Source organism: Kitasatospora sp. NPDC085879, assembly GCF_040686255.1.
Classification (GTDB): Bacteria; Actinomycetota; Actinomycetes; order Streptomycetales; family Streptomycetaceae; genus Kitasatospora.
The window spans coordinates 1-18,045 of record NZ_JBFBJZ010000020.1 but is presented as its reverse complement, the minus strand read 5'-3'; the positions used below and the strand labels follow the sequence as shown (position 1 = coordinate 18,045).

Below are 18,045 nucleotides of genomic sequence, written 5' to 3'. Positions count from 1 at the left end.
GGCAGCAGCCCGAGCCCCCAGCCGCCGGCGGCGAGTATGCCGAGCACCGCGCCGTCGCCGCCCGTGCCGGGGCCGAGCAGCCACCATCCTGTCGCCGCACACAGCAGAACGGCCGGGCCGACCCACCTGAGGTGGGCCGACCCGGCCGCACTGACGAGCATTCGGGCTCGTGCCGTCACGACTCTGCGCACCGGGGCCTCCTTCACTCGCTCCCCTGGTCGGGGAGGGCGAGGTCCGGTCAGGCCGCGACCACGTCCATGGCTGCCGCCTTGGGCACGGTCGTGCCGGCCCGATCGACACCGGGGGCCGGCAGCGGAACCGGTTCGAGGACCGGCCTCAGCAGATCACCCTCCGAGAGGGTGGCCATCGCCGCAAGTTCGGCGAGCGACAGCTCGTCGCTGACCTCGCGCATGACCTCGGACATCCGGACATCGAGCGCGTCGCAGATGGCGGAGAGCAGCTCGGAGGAAGCCTCCTTCTGCCCCCGCTCCACCTCGGAGAGGTAGCCGAGCGAAACCCTGGCGGCTGCCGACACCTCGCGGAGTGTGCGGCCCTGGCGCTGGCGCTGCCGACGCAGCACATCGCCCAGCAGGCGACGGAGCAGGATCATCGGTGCCTCCCTCCTCGGACTGCGGATCGAGATGTCACGACCCCACCGTACCGCCTTGTCCGCATCGCGTGCGGGGACCGTGGTCGTGTTCACTCTGGGCTGCAAGGCTTGTCCCCTCCCGTTCTGTGACCCGCCCGGGCGGCCGCTGCGCGTCCTCCGGGTCCGTGGCGTCGCCGCGCGGCGACGCGGTTGGCTCTGTTCTGCCCGCCCAGGGCCTGTGCTGTAACACGATCCTCCAGCTCGGGCGGCCGATTCGGAGATTTCGGGAAAGCTCAGCGCGACGGACCGTCACTCGCTAGGCGCTCGAGCAGCAGCTCCAGAGCGGCCGCCACGGTCGTGCGACGGATGATTGCACGTTGCCCTGACAACACCCGGGAGTCGGCCCGTGTTCCCGAAGGGCCGGCGAAACCGATGTGCACGGTGCCCACGGGCATCCCGTCCTGCGGCTCCGGTCCGGCCACGCCGGTGGTGGCGAGCCCGTAGGTCGCGCCGAGCAGCGTCCGTACGCCCTCGGCCATCTGGCGGGCCACCACGGGGTGCACGGGGCCGTGGACGGCCAGCAGGCCCTCGTCCACGCCCAGCACGGAGGCCTTCACGTCGGTCGCGTACGCGGTGACGGAGCCTCGGAAGGTGGCGGAGGCGCCCGGGACGTCGACCAGAGCGGCCGCCAGCAGACCGCCCGTCAGCGACTCGGCGACCGCGACGGTGGCGCCGCTGCCGCGCAGCGCGGCGTGCACCCGCTCGGCGAGGCCTTCCCCCGGCGTGCTCATCGGCCGGCGGCCTCCTGCTCGGCGGCCCGCTGCCGGGCGAGGCCCTCGCGGCGCAGCCGGATCGCCTGGCCGACGTAGTCGAGGCCGGTGCCGACGGTGAGCAGCACGGCGGCGCCCATGACCACGGCGCGGGCGGTGGCCAGCGGGCCGGTCAGCACCAGCACGTACATGCCGACGGCGATGCCCTGGGTGAGGGTCTTGAGCTTGCCGCCGCGGCTGGCCGGGATGACCGCGTACCGGATGACCCAGAACCGCATCAGGGTGATGCCGAGTTCGCGGGCGAGGATGACCACGGTGATCCACCAGGGCAGGTCGCCGAGGATCGAGAGGCCGATCAGCGCGGCGCCCATGATCGCCTTGTCGGCGATCGGGTCGGCGATCTTGCCGAAGTCGGTGATCAGGCCCTTGCGGCGGGCGAGCTCGCCGTCGAAGACGTCCGTGATCATGGCGATGGCGAAGGAGGCCCAGGCGACCGAGCGCCACTTGGGGTCGTGGCCGCCGTCCGCGAAGAGCAGCAGCACGAAGACCGGCACCAGCAGCAGGCGGAGCATCGTCAGGATGTTGGCGATGTTCCAGACGCCCGGCTGCTGCGGCGACGGCGCGGCCCCGGGGCGGCCGGGCGGGGCCGCGGTCGGGGCGCCGGGCCCCTTGGTCATGCGTCCGCTCCTGGGGCTGCGTCGCCGACGACCTCGGCGACCAGGTCGACGCCCTCGGTGGCGACCACCACGGCCCGGTAGAACCGGCCGATCTCGGCGTCGTCCGCGCCGAGCAGGGTGGTGAGACCGTCCGTCTCCGGGGCCTGGTGGGCGGCGCGGCCCTCGACGGTGCCGTCCTCGACGGACTCGACGAGGACCAGGACCTCGCTGCCGATCCGCTCCTCGGCGCGCTGGGCGGTGAGCTCCTCGGCCAGCCGGGAGAGCCGGGCGAGGCGGTCGGCGACGACGTCCTCGGGCAGCTTGTCGTCGAGGGTCGCGGCCTCGGTGCCGTCCTCGTCGGAGTAGCCGAAGACGCCGATCGCGTCGAGGCGGGCGCCGGAGACGAAGCGTTCCAGCTCGGCGAAGTCCTCCTCGGTCTCGCCGGGGAAGCCGACGATGAAGTTGGAGCGGGCGCCGGCCTGCGGGGCCTTGGCCCGGATGCCGCCCAGCAGGTCCAGGAACTGGTCGGTGGAGCCGAAGCGGCGCATCCGCCGCAGCACCGTCGGCGCGGAGTGCTGGAAGGACAGGTCGAAGTAGGGCACGACCTTGTCGATCGAGGTCATGGCCTCGATCAGGCCGGGTCGCATCTCGGCGGGCTGCAGGTAGCTGACCCGGATCCGCTCGATCCCGTCGATCTCGGCGATCTCGGCGAGCAGGGTCTCCAGCAGCCGGATGTCGCCGAGGTCCTTGCCGTACGAGGTGTTGTTCTCGCTGACCAGGACGATCTCCCGGACACCCTCGCCGGCCAGCCAGCGGGCCTCGTTCAGCACGTCGGAGGGGCGGCGCGAGATGAACGAGCCGCGGAAGGCCGGGATGGCGCAGAACGAACATCGGCGGTCGCAGCCGGAGGCCAGCTTGATCGAGGCGACCGGGCTGTCGTCGAGCCGCTTGCGCAGGGTGCGGGGGCCGGAGGCCGGGGCGAGGCCCTCGGGGAGGTCCTCGGGGGCGCCGTGGCCGGGCAGTGCGACCTCGGGGGCGGCGGCCTGCCGCTCGACCGGGGAGAGCGGCAGCAGCTTGCGGCGGTCGCGCGGGGTGTGCGCCTCGACGTGGCCGCCGGCGAGGATGGTCTGCAGCCGGCCGGAGATGTCGGTGTAGTCGTCGAAGCCGAGCACGCCGTCCGCCTCGGGCAGCGCCTCGGCGAGCTCCTTGCCGTAGCGCTCGGCCATGCAGCCGACCGCGACGACGGCCTGGGTGCGGCCGTGGCCCTTGAGGTCGTTGGCCTCCAGCAGGGCGTCGACGGAGTCCTTCTTGGCGGCCTCGACGAACCCGCAGGTGTTGACCACGGCGACGTCGGCGTCGGCGGCGTCGTCGACCAGCTGCCAGCCGTCGGCCTCCAGTCGCCCGGCGAGTTCCTCGGAGTCCACCTCGTTGCGGGCGCATCCGAGCGTGACAAGGGCGACAGTACGGCGTTCAGGCATGACGCCAAGATTAACGCGCGGCCCCCGGTGCCGTTCGCCCCGGAGGCCGTGTATGCCGATCGAAGGCCCCGACTCAGCCTGCCTGCGGGTCTCCCGGGGTGTACGTGACGTGCACCACCTGGCCGTCGGCGCCGGCCGGACCGAGGTCCTTGCCGTTGACGTACACGTGCACGGCGCCGGCGTTGCCGAGCACCAGGCTGATCTGCTTGGGGTCGGTGAAGGTCTGGGCCTGGCCGGTCTCCAGGTTGTTGGAGAACAGCGCCTTGCCCTTGCCGTCCTTGGCGGAGACCCAGCTGGTGGCCTTCTCGGCGACGAGCTTCACGGTGACCTTGTCGGCCGGGGCCGCGGCGATCGGGGCGAGGCTCGGCGCGGGCGCCGGGGGCTGGGCGGAGGCGCTGGCCGGGGCGGAGCCGGCGGCGCTGGCCAGCGGGGAGCTGGCGGCACCGGTCGCCGGGGTGTTGGAGTGCCCGCCGAACAGGTTGAAGCCGATCAGGGCGACCACGGCGACGATGGCGACCACCATCGGGGTGGTCCAGTTCGGCCGGCGGTGGTCGTTGACCTTGATCGGGGTGGTGTCGAGCAGCTGGGTCGGGCGGCGGTCGGCCGGGGACCCGCCGTGCGCCGCGTCGTAGCGGGCGACCAGATCGTCGCCGTCGACGCCGACGGCGCGGGCCAGGGCGCGGATGTGGCCGCGGGCGTAGAAGTCGCCGCCGCAGCGGGAGAAGTCGTCCTGCTCGATGGCGTGCACGATCGGGACGCGGACGCGGGTGCTCGTGCTCACCTGATCGACGGTCAGGCCGGCGTCGATACGGGCGGTGGTGAGCACACGACCGATGCTCGGGAGGTCTTCGGCAGGCTGGTCGGCCGCCGGCGCCGGCTGCCCCGGTTCGTTCCGGGACGTGCGGGCGGAGGGCCGGCGGCTGCCACGGTCGGGGGACTTGCCGATGGTCACTGGACGCGCCTTTCGAGCGTTGGCCACCTGCTGAGAAAACAGTCTAGGGGCGGGGGTGGAACGAATCTCAAGCGGAATAGGCCCGAACGTGGGCGGCTCGCCGGCCGCGTCTGACGGCAGGTCAGCGCAGGCCGGGCGCACAATTCGTCCCCGCCCCGATAGGGACGCGCCGACTGCTCGGCGCGGTTCCCCCTACTTATCACATTCCTCCGAACGAGTGAGAAGCGGCTCATCCACGGAGTGTCAGCAGGACACCGTCCAACTCGTCCGGCTTCACCAGCACGTCCCGCGCCTTGGAGCCCTCGCTGGGGCCGACGATGCCCCGGGACTCCATCAGGTCCATCAGCCGTCCGGCCTTGGCGAAGCCGACCCGCAGTTTGCGCTGGAGCATCGAGGTCGAGCCGAACTGGGTCGAGACGACCAGCTCGGCGGCCTGGATCAGCAGGTCGAGGTCGTCGCCGATCTCCTCGTCGATCTCCTTCTTCGGGCCGCCGCCGACCGTGACGTCGTCCCGGTAGACGGCACCCATCTGGTCCTTGCAGTGCTGGACGACCTTGGCGATCTCCGCCTCGGTGACGAACGCGCCCTGCATGCGGACCGGCTTGGAGGCGCCCATCGGCAGGAAGAGCGCGTCGCCCTTGCCGATCAGCTTCTCCGCGCCGGGCTGGTCGAGGATGACCCGGGAGTCGGCCATCGCCGAGGTGGCGAAGGCCAGCCGGGACGGCACGTTGGCCTTGATCAGGCCGGTCACCACGTCCACCGAGGGCCGCTGGGTGGCGAGCACCAGGTGGATGCCGGCCGCGCGGGCCAGCTGGGTGATCCGGACGACCGAGTCCTCGACGTCCCGCGGCGCGACCATCATCAGGTCGGCCAGCTCGTCGACGATGACCAGCAGGTACGGATAGGGCGTCAGCTCGCGCTCGCTGCCGAGCGGCGGCTTGAGCCTGCCGGAGCGCACGGCGGCGTTGAAGTCGTCGACGTGCCGGAAGCCGAAGGCCGCCAGGTCGTCGTAGCGCATGTCCATCTCGCGCACCACCCACTGGAGGGCCTCGGCGGCCTTCTTCGGGTTGGTGATGATCGGCGTGATCAGGTGCGGGATGCCCTCGTACGCGGTCAGCTCGACGCGCTTGGGGTCGACCAGCACCATCCGCACCTCGTCCGGGGTGGCCCGGGCGAGGACGGAGGTGATCAGGCAGTTGATGCACGAGGACTTGCCCGCGCCGGTGGCGCCGGCGACGAGGATGTGCGGCATCTTCGCGAGGTTGGCCATCACGGTGTGGCCCTCGACGTCCTTGCCCATGCCGACGACCATCGGGTGGTCGTCGTCGGCGGCGGCGCGCGAACGCAGCAGGTCGCCGAGGTTGACCATCTCGCGGTCCCGGTTGGGGATCTCCACGCCGACCGCGGACTTGCCGGGGATCGGCGAGATGATCCGCACGTCCGGGCTGGCGACGGCGTAGGCGATGTTCTTGGCCAGCGCGGTGATCCGCTCGACCTTCACGGCGGGGCCGAGCTCGACCTCGTAGCGGGTGACTGTCGGGCCGCGGGTGAAGCCGGTGACCCGGGCGTCCACCTTGAACTCCGAGAAGACGCCGGTGAGCTGGGCGACCACCTCGTCGTTGAGACGGGATCGGGCCTTCGCCGGGGCGCCGTGCTCCAGCAGGTCGAGCGGCGGCAGCGCGTAGGGGATGTCCCCGGCGAGGGTGAGCTGCTCCATCCGCACCGGCGCCGGGCCGTGGCCCTCGGGCGCGCCCTCCGAGCGGGCTGCGGGCACCGCGGGCTCCTCCGGGGGCGCGGTGTTGTCCTTGACCTGGTGGAGCATGCTGGCGACCGCGGGCGAGCCGGGGACGCCGTACAGCAGGGCGCCGTCGAGGTCCGCGGCGACGCCGGCGGCGAGGTCGCGGGTCTCGTACGGGTCCTTGACGAACATGTCGGGGACGGCGGAGGCGAGTTCCGGGTCGTCGACCTGCTTGCGGCGGCGCCGGCGGCGGGCCGGGGCGGCCTCGTCGTCGATGGTGAAGGGCAGCGCGTCGGGGTCGGCGTCCTCGGGCGGCGCGGTGGAGTGCTCGCGGACACTGCCCGCGGAGCCGTCCGCGGCGGGGCCGCCGGCGAAGGCCGGCTCGACCACGCCGAGCCGCTCGCCGAGCCCGCGCAGCCGCTCGGGGATCTTGTTGACCGGGGTGGCGGTGACGACCAGCAGGCCGAAGAAGGCGATGAGGAGCAGCAGCGGCACCGCGAGCGGCGGGCCGGCGGCGGCCATCATCGGGGTGGAGGCGGCCCAGCCGACGACGCCGCCGGCGGCCCGTATCCGGGACGCCCCGCTGGACATGACGGGCGCTCCGCAGCCGATGTGGACCAGGCCGAGGACGCCGACCACCAGCGCGGACAGCCCGATCAGGATCCGGCCGCTGGCCTCCGGCCCCTCCGGGTGCCGCATCAGCCGCACGGACACGGCGCCGAGCAGGAAGGGCACCAGCACGTCGAGCCGGCCGAACAGGCCGGAGACGACGTTCGTGGCCGCCTCGCCGAGCCAGCCCTGCGGGCTGAACCAGGTGCCGGCCGCGGTGACCAGGGCGAGGGCGAGCAGCAGCAGGGCCACGCCGTCCTTGCGGTGCGCCGGGTCGAGGTTGCGGGCGCCGTGGCCGAAGCCGCGGAAGAGCGCGCCGACGGAGTGCGCGATGCCGAGCCAGACGGCCCGGACGGCGCGGAAGAGTATCGGGCGGGGCGGCGGCGGGGCGGGCGCCGCGGCCTTCCTGGCGGGCGCCTTCTTCGCGGCGGCCTTGCGCGGGGCCGCGGGCGTGGCGGCGGCCCGCTTGGCCGGCGCCTTCTTGGCCGGCCCGGGCTTCGGGTTGCGTGCCTGGCTTCCGGGCGTACGTGTGGCCATGGCACAGCAGCCTACCGGCGGCCGGCAGCCCTGCACATGTGACCGAGGGCGAGCGCGGGGGCGTGTCGCCGACGTGTTGTCACCGTGGGCCGCTCGGCCGGGCGGGTGGTGCCGCCCCGCGGTCGGCGTGCCGTCAGGACGCGCCGGGGCGCAGCGCGTCGAGGGCGCGGCGCAGACCGGCGAGCTTGCGCTCCAGGTGGGCGGCGCCCGCTGCGGCGGCCGTCTCGGAGGAGCCGTCCAGCTGCTTGGTGAGCGCCTCGGCCTGCTCCTCCACCGTCGCCAGCCGGGCGGAGAGCTCGCCGAGCAGGGCGCCGCCGAGAGCCGGGGCCTCGCCGGCCTCCAGCTGCAGGCGGAGCAGCGCGGCCTGCTCCTTGAGCTGGCAGTTCTTCATGTAGAGGTCGACGAAGACGGAGACCTTGGCGCGCAGCACCCACGGGTCGAAGGGCTTGGAGATGTAGTCCACCGCGCCGGCCGCGTAGCCGCGGAAGGTGTGGTGCGGCCCGTGGTTGATCGCGGTCAGGAAGATGATCGGGATGTCGCGGGTCCGCTCGCGGCGCTTGATGTGCGCGGCGGTCTCGAAGCCGTCCATGCCGGGCATCTGGACGTCGAGCAGGATCACGGCGAAGTCGTCGGTGAGCAGCGCCTTGAGCGCCTCCTCGCCGGACGAGGCCCGGACCAGGGTCTGGTCCAGCGCGGAGAGGATGGCCTCCAGCGCGAGCAGGTTCTCCGGCCGATCGTCGACCAGAAGGATCTTCGCCTTCTGCACCAGGACCCGCCCTCCTGCCGGTTGCCTGCCCAGGGCCGGCACCCGCGTGCCGCCCATTACTGACCCGGTCATGCTAGCCGTACCCCCTCGCCCGTCACATCGCTCCCGGCAACTCGGGCCGCCGGAGCCGCCGATCCAGGACGCCGCGTCACCGTTCGGTCACCGTTCGCAACGATTGCGGCACACTACCGGGTTCCCGGTCGGACCCGCCAGTGCGGACCGACCTGCGGACCTGGCGGCTACCCGACCGGCAGCCACTGGCGCATGACCGCCAGCAGATGGTCGGTCTCGACGGGCTTGGTGACGTGGTCGTTGGCGCCCGCCTCCAGGCTCTTCTCGCGGTCCCCCTTCATGGCCTTGGCGGTCAGCGCGATGATCGGCAGGCCCGCGAACTGGGGCATCCGCCGGATCGCCTCGGTGGTCGCGTAGCCGTCCATCTCCGGCATCATGATGTCCATCAGCACCAGGGCGACGTCCTCGTGCTGCTCCAGCACCTCGATGCCCTCGCGGCCGTTCTCGGCGTACAGCACCGTCAGCCCGTACTCCTCCAGCACGCTGGTGAGGGCGAAGACGTTGCGGATGTCGTCGTCGACGATCAGCACCCGCTGGCCCTCGAAGCGGCCCTGGAACTGGGCGGCGGCGCCGGGGCGGTCGGCGGCCCGCTCGGGCTGGCGCGGGAACTGCTCGCGCTCGGCTGCGGCCGGCTCCGCCGTGGGGCGGCTCTCCAGGGCCCGGCGGGGGGTGCGGCCCTCCACGGCGCGGCGGCGCTCGGCGGCGCCCCGACGGCGCTCCTCGGCCAGTTCGCGCACCTCCTGCGCCCAGTGCTCCGCCGGGTTCTCCCCCACCGGCACCGGCATGCCGACCGGGGTGACGCCGACCGCGCCGCGCACCGCCTGGCCGGTCGCCCGGTCCTGCGGGGCGGCGGCGTCGGGTCCGTCGGCGCGCAGCGGCAGGTACAGGGTGAAGGTGGAGCCGCGGCCGAGTTCGCTCTCGGCGTGGATCTCGCCGCCGAGCAGCCGGGCGATCTCGCGGCTGATCGACAGGCCGAGGCCGGTGCCGCCGTACTTGCGGCTGGTGCCGCCGTCGGCCTGCCGGAACGGCTCGAAGATCTCGCGGAGCTTGTTTCCGGGGATGCCGATACCGGTGTCGGAGACCGAGAAGGCGATCAGCTCCTCGTCCGGGTCGCCGATCGCGTCGGCCTCCAGCAGCTGCTCGCGGACGTGCTGCGGCACCTCACCGTTGGTGACCGGCCGGATCAGCAGGTCGACGGCGCCGGCGTCGGTGAACTTGACCGCGTTGGAGAGCAGGTTGCGCAGGACCTGCTGGAGGCGCTGCTCGTCGGTGTGCAGGGTGACCGGCAGGTCGTCGGAGACCCGGACGGCGAAGTCCAGGCTCTTGTCCTCGGCGAGCGGGCGGAAGGCCGCCTCGACGTAGTCGACCAGCTGGACGAGGGCGATCCGGGCCGGGCGGACGTCCATCTTGCCGGCCTCGACCTTGGACAGGTCGAGGATGTCGTTGATCAGCTGCAGGAGGTCGGATCCTGCGCCGTGGATCGTTTCGGCAAACTCGACCTGCTTGGGCGACAGGTTGCCCTCGTTGTTGTCGGAGAGCAGCTTGGCGAGGATCAGCAGTGAGTTGAGCGGGGTGCGCAGCTCGTGCGACATGTTGGCGAGGAACTCGCTCTTGTAGCGGGAGGCGAGGGCGAGCTGTTCGGCGCGCTCCTCCAGGATCTGCCGGGCCTCCTCGATCTCGCTGTTCTTGATCTCGATGTCGCGGTTCTGCTGGGCGAGCTGCTCGGCCTTCTCCTGGAGCTCTTCGTTGGTGCGCTCCAGCTCCTCCTGGCGGGCCTCCAACTCGGCGGACCGCATGGAGAGTTCCGCGGTGAGCCGCTGCGACTCCAGGAGCAGGCCCTCGGTCTTGGTGTTGACGCTGATGGTGTTGACGGTGACGCCGATCAGGTCGGCGATCTGGTTGAGGAAGTCCAGGGCGACGGAGGTGAACGCGCTGAACGAGGCCAGCTCGATGACACCGAGCAGCCTGCCCTCGAACAGCACCGGCAGGACGACGACGTGCGCCGGGGAGGCCTCGCCGAGACCGGAGGCGATCTTCAGGTAGCCGGGCGGGGTGTGGCTGATCACGATCGAGCGGCGCTCGACCGCGACCTGCCCGACCAGGCCCTCGCCGGGCCGGAAGGTGGTCGGCATGGTGCGGCGCTGGTAGCCGTAGCTGCCGATCAGGCGCAGCACGGTGTCGTTCTCGTCGTCGTCCTCGGTGACCAGCTCGGCCGTCCGGCCGGACGGCTGGGCGAGGAAGAAGGCGCCGTGCTGGGCGGAGACGACCGGGGTGAGCTCCGTCATGATGAGCGAGGCGACCGCCTCCAGGTCGCGGCGGCCCTGCAGCAGACCGGACATCCGGGCCAGGTTGGTCTTCAGCCAGTCCTGGTCCTTGTTGGTCCGGGTGGTCTCGCGCAGGTTGGCGATCATCTGGTTGATGTTGTCCTTGAGCTCGTCGAGCTCGCCGGACGCGTCCACGTCGATCCGCGGGGAGAGGTCGCCGCGGGTCACCGCGGTGGCGACCTGGGCGATCGCGCGCACCTGCCTGGTCAGGTTGTTCGCCAGCTCGTTCACCGACTCGGTGAGGTCCTGCCAGCGGCCGGCGACGCCCGGCACCCGGGCCTGGCCGCCGAGCCGGCCGTCGGTGCCCACCTCGCGGGCGACGCGGGTGACCTCGTCGGCGAACGCGCCGAGCTGGTCGACCATCGTGTTGATGCTGGTCTTGAGCTCCAGGATCTCGCCGCGCACGTCGACGTCGATCTTCTGCGACAGGTCGCCGCGGGCCACCGCCGTGATGACCAGGGCGATGTTGCGCACCTGGCCGGTGAGGTTGTTGGCCATCAGGTTGACGTTGTCGGTGAGGTCCTTCCAGATGCCGGCCACGCCCGGTACCGAGGCCTGGCCGCCCAGGGTGCCGTCGGTGCCCACCTCGCGGGCCACCCGGGTCACCTCGACGGCGAACGCCGACAGCTGGTCGACCATCGTGTTGAGGGTGCTGGCGAGCGCCTTGACCTCGCCCTGCGCCTCGATGGTGATCTTCTTGGAGAGGTCGCCGCGGGCCACCGCGGAGGCGACCTCGGCGATCGTGCGCACCTGGCTGGTCAGGTTGGACGCCATGAAGTTGACGTTGTCGGTGAGGTCCCGCCAGATGCCGGACACCCCGCGCACCCGGGCCTGGCCGCCGAGGATGCCCTCGGTGCCCACCTCGCGGGCGACGCGGGTCACCTCGTCGGCGAAGGCGGACAGCTGGTCGACCATCGTGTTGACGGTCGTCACCAGCTCGCGGATCTCGCCCTTCGCGTCGACGGTGATCTTCTTGGAGACGTCGCCGCGGGCCACCGCCGTGGTCACCTCGGCGATGTTGCGCACCTGGCTGGTCAGGTTGTTGGCCATCAGGTTGACGCTGTTGGTCAGGTCCTTCCAGGTGCCGGACACCCCCGGCACGCTCGCCTGGCCGCCGAGGATGCCCTCGGTGCCCACGTCCCTGGCGACCCGGGTGACCTCGTCGGCGAACGCGCCGAGCTGGTCGACCATGGTGTTGATGGTGTTCTTCAGCTCGAGGATCTCGCCCCGCGCGTCCACCTGGATCTTCTGCGAGAGGTCGCCCCTGGCGACCGCGGTCGTCACCTGGGCGATGTTGCGCACCTGACTGGTCAGGTTGTTCGCCATCGAGTTGACGTTCTCGGTCAGGTCCTTCCAGACCCCGGCCACACCCGGCACCTGCGCCTGGCCGCCGAGGAGGCCCTCGGTGCCCACCGCGCGGGCCACCCGGGTCACCTGCTCGGCGAACCCGGACAGCTGGTCGACCATCGTGTTGATGGTGTTCTTCAGCTCCAGGATCTCGCCCCGCGCATCGACCTCGATCTTGCGCGACAGGTCGCCCTTGGCGACCGCCGTCGTCACCTCGGCGATGTTGCGCACCTGGGCCGTCAGGTTGTTCGCCATGAAGTTCACCGAGTCGGTGAGGTCGCGCCACACGCCGGCCACACCCGGCACCTGCGCCTGACCGCCGAGCCGACCCTCGGTGCCCACGTCGCGCGCCACCGTCGTCACCTGGGCGGCGAACGAGTTCAGCTGGTCCACCATCGTGTTGACGGTGTTCTTCAGCTCCAGCATCTCGCCGGCCACGTCCACCGTGACCTTCCGCGACAGGTCGCCCTTGGCCACCGCCGTCGTCACCTCGGCGATGTTGCGCACCTGGGCCGTCAGCCGGCCGGCCATGGTGTTGACCGAGTCGGCCAGGTCCTTCCAGCTGCCCGAGACGCTGCGCACCCGGGCCTGGCCGCCCAGCTTGCCGTCGGTGCCCACCTCGATCGCCACCCGGGTCACCTCGTCGGTGAACTCCGACAGCTGGTCCACCAGCCCGTTGACGGTGCGGCCCACCTTCAGGAACTCGCCGCGCAGCGGGTAGCTCGCCCCGCTGGTGTGCACCGAGCGCAGCTCCATCCGCTGGTCGAGGTCGCCCTCCGCGATGGACGTCAGCACCCGGCCGACCTCGGCCATCGGCCGGGCCAGGTCGTCGATCAGCGCGTTGCAGTTGTCGATGGCGGCCATCCAGGCGCCCTCGCCGACACCCGTCTCCAGCCGTTCGGAGAGCCGGCCCTCCCGGCCGACCGCCCGCCGCACCCGCGCCAGTTCACCCGTGAGGTGCTGATTGCGCTCCGCGACCTCGTTGAACACCGCGGCGATCTCCGCCAGCGGCCCGTCCCCCGGGAAGGTGAGCCGCCGCCGGAAGTTGCCGTCGCGCATCGCGGTCAACGCCGCCAGCAGCTTGCGCAGATCGGCCGGCTCGGCGCCGCGGGCGTGCCCCGACCGCCGACCGGGCACACCGCGGGCCCGGTGGCCGGCGCGGTCCGTGTCCCCGGTCGTGGCGATGGCGTCCTTGGTGGCCGAACTCAACGGGGCCCTCCAACATCGTGACTGTCCGGTACCGTTCCAGTACCGCTCGGGCGGATCCGGCAGCCGACCAGGCCACCGGCACCCCTCCCGACCGTACTCGCCGGCCCCGTGCTGCGGACCCCCCAGTCTGTCAGCACCTGCGCCCGGTGTCCGTCCGGTTGCACAGGGTTCACCGCACCCGCACCGAATCCGTGGGCAGAATCACCCTCAGGGACCTGTTTCGGCGCCCGGGCCCCGCGGGGAACGAAGCGGAAAGTAGGGTGGAACGCTGCACCGGGCCCCGTGGCGAACCTCCCGGTATCCCGAACAGTCGGACACCAGAGCAGAGGAGACGTGGGCACGTGGTCACCGCGCGCGCAGCCGCCACCTTCGAACCGGCCGGCCGATCGGCCGCCGCCGCACGCGGCTTCGTCCGCGATGCGCTGCTCGGTTGGGGCCTGCCCGAGGTCGTCGACGACGCCGTCGTCCTCGTCAGCGAACTCGTCACCAACGCCGTGGTGCACGCCGGCACCGCCGCCGAGGTCGGCTGCGTCCGCGAGGACGCCACCGTCCGCATCGAGGTCACCGACCAGCACCCCGAACGCGGTCTGCCCGCCTTCGCCAACGTCCCCACCGCCTCCGACCGGTACGCCGACCCGGACGGCGAGGGCGGCCGGGGCCTGCTCATGTGCTCCGCCCTCTCGTCCTGTTGGGGCGTCGAGTACGCGGCCGGCCGCAAGACCGTCTGGTTCCGCCTCGCCCTGCCCGAGCACGTCCACGGCACCCGGTACGCGGTGCCGAGCCTGCCCGGCGGCGAACTCCCGGGCACCGACGGGCCGGTACGCGTCGCCGTCGTCCAACTCGACGACGAGGGCACCGTCCGCGGCTGGAACCCGGACGCCGAGGCGCTCTTCCGGTGCGGCGCCGACCAGACCCTCGGCCGCCCCTGGGCCGACCTCGCCGCCTGGCCGCAGTCCCCCGGCATCGGCCTCGGCCTCGCCGAGACCCTCCGGCTCGCCCGCTGGGAGGGCAGCTTCGGGGTCCGCGCCGGCGACGGCCGGATCGTCGAGGTCTACGGCGTCCAGGTCCGACTCCGCGACGCCCAGGGCGTGCCGTCCACCCTCTGCCTGCTCGTCCAGGAGGGCGACCGCGCCGTCCTGCGCAGCCCCGGCACCACCGCCGAGACGCCCGCCGTGATCGAACCCCTCGACCTGCTCGTCGGCCCGCTCACCGCCGGCGACCTCGGCGACCTGGACGGACTCCTCCAGCGGATCGTCGACCGCGCCCGCGACCTCCTCGACGCCGACGCCGCCTACCTGCTGCTCACCACCGACGACGACACCGAGTTCGAGGTCCGCGCCGCGACCGGCCTGCCCGGCTCCGGCCGCCGCTACGCCCGGCTGCCGATCGAGGGCGGCGCCGGCCGCTTCGACTCCGCCAGGCTCCCCGCCGTCCACGAGGACCTCTCCGTCCGGCCCTCCGCCGCGCCCCTCCTAAACGGCAGCGGCCTGCGCTCCCTCATCACCGTGCCGCTCAAGGTCGAGGGCCGCCTCACCGGCTCGCTCGGCGTCGCCGCCGGCGCCCCCGCCCGCTACGACAACGAGGACGCGCTGCGCCTCCAGTTCGCCGCCGACCGGATCGCGCTCGCCCTGGAGAGCGCCCGCCTCACCGAACTCGAACAGCTGCGCCGCGGCTCGCTCTCCTTCCTCGTCGAGGCCTCCGACCTGCTCGCCGGCACCCTGGAGCACGAGCAGACCCTCGCCCTGATGGCCCAGATGGCCGTCCCCAAGCTCGCCGCCTGGTGCGCCGTCTACACCACCGGCGAGCAGAACGGCGGCGCCGACCTCGCCTTCCTCCTGCACGAGGACGAGGACCGCATCGACCCGCTGCGCGACATCCTCGACAAGACCCCGCCCCCGGAGGCCGTGCCCGCCGCCGGCGCCCGCTTCTGGAAGGCCCCGGCCGACACCGCCCGCGGCCTCGGCCTCTCCGACGCTCCCGCCCTCGCCGGCCTGCTCGGCGAGACCGTCGTCCTACCGCTCGCCGCCCGCAACCGGGTCATCGGCCTGCTCGTCCTCGGCGTCGGCACCGGGGTGCGCTTCCGCCAGGAGATCCTCGAACTCGCCGAGGACCTCTCCCGCCGCGCCGCGCTCGCCCTCGACAACTCCCGTCTCTACTCCGAGCGCACGGCCACCAGCCAGGCCTTCCAGCGCGCCCTGCTGCCGCCCGAGCTCCCGAAGATCCCCGGCGTCGAGGTCGAGGTCTTCTACCAGGCCGCCGGCGAGGGCAACGAGGTCGGCGGCGACTTCTACGACATCTTCCCGATCCGCGAGGGCACCTACGGCTTCGCCATCGGCGACGTCTGCGGCACCGGGCCGGAGGCCGCGTCCGTCACCGGCCTCGCCCGCAACTCGCTGCGCCTGCTCGCCCGTGAGGGCCTCGACGCACCCCAGGTCCTCGCCCGGCTCAACTCCGCGATCCTCGGCGAGGGCACCCGCAGCCGCTTCCTCACCCTGCTGTACGGGGAGTTGACGCCCCGCCCGGACGGCTCCACCGCGCTCTCCCTGGTCTGCGCCGGCCACCCGCTGCCGCTGCGGCTGCGCACCGACGGGCAGGTCGACCAGGCCGCCTCGCCGCAGCCCCTGCTCGGCGTCATGGACGAACTCGACCTCACCGCCGAGGAGTTGATCCTCGCCCCCGGCGAGGTGCTGCTCTGCGTCACGGACGGCGTCACCGAACGCCGCGAGGGCCGGCGGATGCTCGGCGACGACGGCCTCGCCGAAGTCCTCACCGGCTGCACCGGGTTGACCGCCGGAGCGGTCGCGGCCCGCGTCCAGCGCGCCGTCGAACGGTTCGCGCCGGAGCCGCCCTCGGACGACATGGCGATCCTCACCCTGAGGGTGCCCGAACAGCGCCACGCCTGACTCCGCGGGGCACCGGCGAGTTCAAACCCGTTCACCGCACGGTCGGCAAGCCCCACCACACAGCTGACGACTGCACAAATTGTGCGATTCACAAGGGTACAAGGCGCCAGGACCGGGTACACAGTCATCACCGGGGGATCACCCCGGAGGGGCATCGACCGACGGCCGCACCGCCGGTCCTCATCAGCCGGGAACCGCCCGCACGCACACGTCCGTGCGCCCGCGGTCCGGCATCGCGCAGCACCTCACGCACCTTTCCGTGCACCGCACCGCACCTCTTCGTGCACCTCCGTGCACCGTCACGCACCGCGCTCCCCCATGCCGTGGTGCGCCCCCACAGAACACGCCGCCATCCCGGCACGCAGTGAAAGGAGCCTCCGGTGAGCAACGTCGCTACCGGGGCGGACGCCCGACCCGCAGGAGCCGACGCGGGTCCTCTCGGATACCTGGCCCTCGGACTGACCCTTCTGGCATACGGCCTGCTCTCCACCGGCATCCTCAGCGGTGCCGGGGTCAAGGACGCCGTGTCGCTCACCCACCTGGTCGGCGGCATCGCGCTGTTCGTCGCAGGCCTGTGGCAGCTCCACGTCGGTGAGGGCTTCACCGGCACCGCCTTCACCGGCCTCGGCGCCTTCTGGGCGACCTGGTCGACGGCGGAGGGCGCCGGCAAGAACGCCGCAGGGCTCTTCCTGCTGCTCTGGGCGCTGCTGGCGCTCACCCTCACCCTCGCCAGCTGGAACAGCGGGGGCTGGCTCGGACGCGCCGTCTACGGCCTGCTCACCGTCTCCCTGCTGCTCAGCGCGATCGCCTCGTTCGGCAGCAGCTCCGGTCTCGGCAAGCTCGCCGGCTGGGTCGCCGCCGTCTCCGGCCTCGCGGCCTGGTACTGGGCGACCGCGGCGCTGACCAACAGTGGCTGGGGCCGCGCCGCCCTGCCGGTCAAGTAACCCCCCGGAACGGGTGGGCCGGACCTCTCCCCCACGGGGCCCGGCCCACCGCCGTGTCCGGACACCGTCCGGCAGCCCCGACACCGTTCGGCACCGTTCGGCACCGTCCGGACCTCGCACGACGCGGCCCTGCCGTCCCTCAGCGGACGGCGGGGCTCTGCCGTTCCGGCTCCGGGCGCTCGCCCTCCACCGGCACCCGCACCACACCCGGCACCCCCGACTGGCCCCGCCAGCCCGCCGTCGCGTGCTGCACCAGGTAGACCACCAGCAGCAGCGCCACCGCGACCAGGCCGTCCGCCCAGAAGTGGTTCGCGGTCACCACGACCACCACCACCGTCAGCACCGGGTGCAGCACCACCAGCCAGCGCCACCGGCTCCGCCCCACCACGACCACGGCCACCGCCACGATCACGCACCAGGCCACATGGACCGAGGGCATCGCCGACAACTGGTCCGGGACCACGCCGGCGACCGCGCCGCCGTACACCGACTGCCCGTACTGGACGGCGAGATCGACGAACCCGTTCCCGGGCAGCATCCGCGGCGGGGCGACCGGGATGAACTGGATCAGCAGGCAGGCCGCGGTCGTCGCCACGACCGTCGTCCGCACCCAGGCGTAGTTCTCCCGGTGCTTCAGGAACAGCCACAGCAGCAGGACCAGCATCACCCCGAAATGCATGGTGGCGTAGTAGTAGTTCGCCCCCTGGACGAGCCACGGGTGCGGCACCACCGCCCGCTGCCAGGCCGCCTCGTCGGGCAGACCGAACGCCAGCTCGGTGCGATGGATCCACTCCGCCCGGTCCAGCGCGTGGTCCGTACTCATCACCGACAGATGCCCGACCACCTGCCACAGCGTGAACAGCGCAAGCAGTGTCCCGGCCTCCCGCAGCAGCGCGGCCGGTGTCCGGCGACGGGCCCGCCCGGCGGCGAAGGCCGAGGCGTACAGCGCCGCGGACGCGCCGGCCGAGGCCTGCCAGGTGAGCGTCAGGTTCTGCATTGGCGAAGATTAACGCAGAGAAGCCCCCTCCCGAAGGGGAGGGGGCTTCTCTTTGAAAGATTGTTCGGCGGCGTCCTACTCTCCCACAGGGTCCCCCCTGCAGTACCATCGGCGCTACGAGGCTTAGCTTCCGGGTTCGGAATGTAACCGGGCG

11 protein-coding genes and 1 rRNA gene are annotated in these 18,045 nt (G+C 72.5%); 2 read left to right on the top strand and 10 right to left on the bottom strand.

Annotation, left to right across the window (positions count from 1 at the left end):
• Positions 1-238: 238 nt before the first annotated feature.
• From AB0P35_RS17300 to AB0P35_RS17265, 8 genes are all read right to left on the bottom strand, one after another.
• The gene (locus tag AB0P35_RS17300) at positions 239-610 is read right to left on the bottom strand and encodes a helix-turn-helix transcriptional regulator (RefSeq protein WP_030272544.1); all 372 of its coding nucleotides are present in this window, start codon (positions 608-610) and stop codon (positions 239-241) included.
• A 272-nt stretch (positions 611-882) separates the two neighbouring features.
• The gene (locus tag AB0P35_RS17295) at positions 883-1,380 is read right to left on the bottom strand and encodes a CinA family protein (protein WP_363511465.1); all 498 of its coding nucleotides are present in this window, start codon (positions 1,378-1,380) and stop codon (positions 883-885) included.
• Positions 1,377-2,036 carry a CDP-diacylglycerol--glycerol-3-phosphate 3-phosphatidyltransferase gene (pgsA, locus tag AB0P35_RS17290; RefSeq protein WP_095872939.1) on the bottom strand — a complete coding sequence of 220 codons (660 nt, stop codon included), beginning with the start codon at positions 2,034-2,036 and terminating at the stop codon, positions 1,377-1,379. Before pgsA ends, AB0P35_RS17295 begins: the two co-directional genes overlap by 4 nt.
• A complete protein-coding gene (gene rimO / locus AB0P35_RS17285) occupies positions 2,033-3,493 on the bottom strand; it encodes a 30S ribosomal protein S12 methylthiotransferase RimO (protein ID WP_363511463.1) in 1,461 nt (486 codons plus the stop codon). Before rimO ends, pgsA begins: the two co-directional genes overlap by 4 nt.
• 73 nt (positions 3,494-3,566) lie before the next feature.
• Entirely contained in the window at positions 3,567-4,319 is a 753-nt protein-coding gene (locus AB0P35_RS17280; protein ID WP_257019025.1) for a helix-turn-helix domain-containing protein, read from the bottom strand.
• A 355-nt stretch (positions 4,320-4,674) separates the two neighbouring features.
• A complete protein-coding gene (locus AB0P35_RS17275; RefSeq protein WP_363511461.1) occupies positions 4,675-7,329 on the bottom strand; it encodes a DNA translocase FtsK in 2,655 nt (884 codons plus the stop codon).
• Between the two features lie 133 nt (positions 7,330-7,462).
• Positions 7,463-8,098, bottom strand: a complete 636-nt coding sequence (locus AB0P35_RS17270) for a response regulator (protein WP_363511607.1) — start codon at positions 8,096-8,098, stop codon at positions 7,463-7,465.
• Between the two features lie 236 nt (positions 8,099-8,334).
• A complete protein-coding gene (locus AB0P35_RS17265; protein ID WP_363511605.1) occupies positions 8,335-12,975 on the bottom strand; it encodes a HAMP domain-containing protein in 4,641 nt (1,546 codons plus the stop codon).
• Positions 12,976-13,388: 413 nt separating this feature from the next.
• Between AB0P35_RS17265 and AB0P35_RS17260 the strand changes: the two genes are divergently transcribed.
• Together AB0P35_RS17260 and AB0P35_RS17255 are read left to right on the top strand one after the other, a co-directional pair.
• A complete protein-coding gene (locus tag AB0P35_RS17260; RefSeq protein WP_363511459.1) occupies positions 13,389-15,950 on the top strand; it encodes a SpoIIE family protein phosphatase in 2,562 nt (853 codons plus the stop codon).
• A gap of 380 nt (positions 15,951-16,330) precedes the next feature.
• Positions 16,331-16,894, top strand: a complete 564-nt coding sequence (locus tag AB0P35_RS17255) for an acetate uptake transporter (protein WP_363511457.1) — start codon at positions 16,331-16,333, stop codon at positions 16,892-16,894.
• A 139-nt stretch (positions 16,895-17,033) separates the two neighbouring features.
• Here AB0P35_RS17255 and AB0P35_RS17250 read toward each other — a convergent pair whose 3' ends face one another.
• Positions 17,034-17,891, bottom strand: coding sequence for a phosphatase PAP2 family protein (locus AB0P35_RS17250; RefSeq protein ID WP_363511455.1), 858 nt, complete (start codon positions 17,889-17,891; stop codon positions 17,034-17,036).
• A gap of 62 nt (positions 17,892-17,953) precedes the next feature.
• Positions 17,954-18,045 (bottom strand): 5S ribosomal RNA (rrf, locus tag AB0P35_RS17245); the annotation flags it as partial.

Coding starts and splice junctions, on each gene's coding strand:
- AB0P35_RS17300 (WP_030272544.1), bottom strand. CDS start 610: ATGATCCTGCTCCGTCGCCTGCTGGGCGATGTGCTGCGTCGGCAGCGC.
- AB0P35_RS17295 (WP_363511465.1), bottom strand. CDS start 1,380: ATGAGCACGCCGGGGGAAGGCCTCGCCGAGCGGGTGCACGCCGCGCTG.
- pgsA (WP_095872939.1), bottom strand. CDS start 2,036: ATGACCAAGGGGCCCGGCGCCCCGACCGCGGCCCCGCCCGGCCGCCCC.
- rimO (WP_363511463.1), bottom strand. CDS start 3,493: ATGCCTGAACGCCGTACTGTCGCCCTTGTCACGCTCGGATGCGCCCGC.
- AB0P35_RS17275 (WP_363511461.1), bottom strand. CDS start 7,329: ATGGCCACACGTACGCCCGGAAGCCAGGCACGCAACCCGAAGCCCGGG.
- AB0P35_RS17250 (WP_363511455.1), bottom strand. CDS start 17,891: ATGCAGAACCTGACGCTCACCTGGCAGGCCTCGGCCGGCGCGTCCGCG.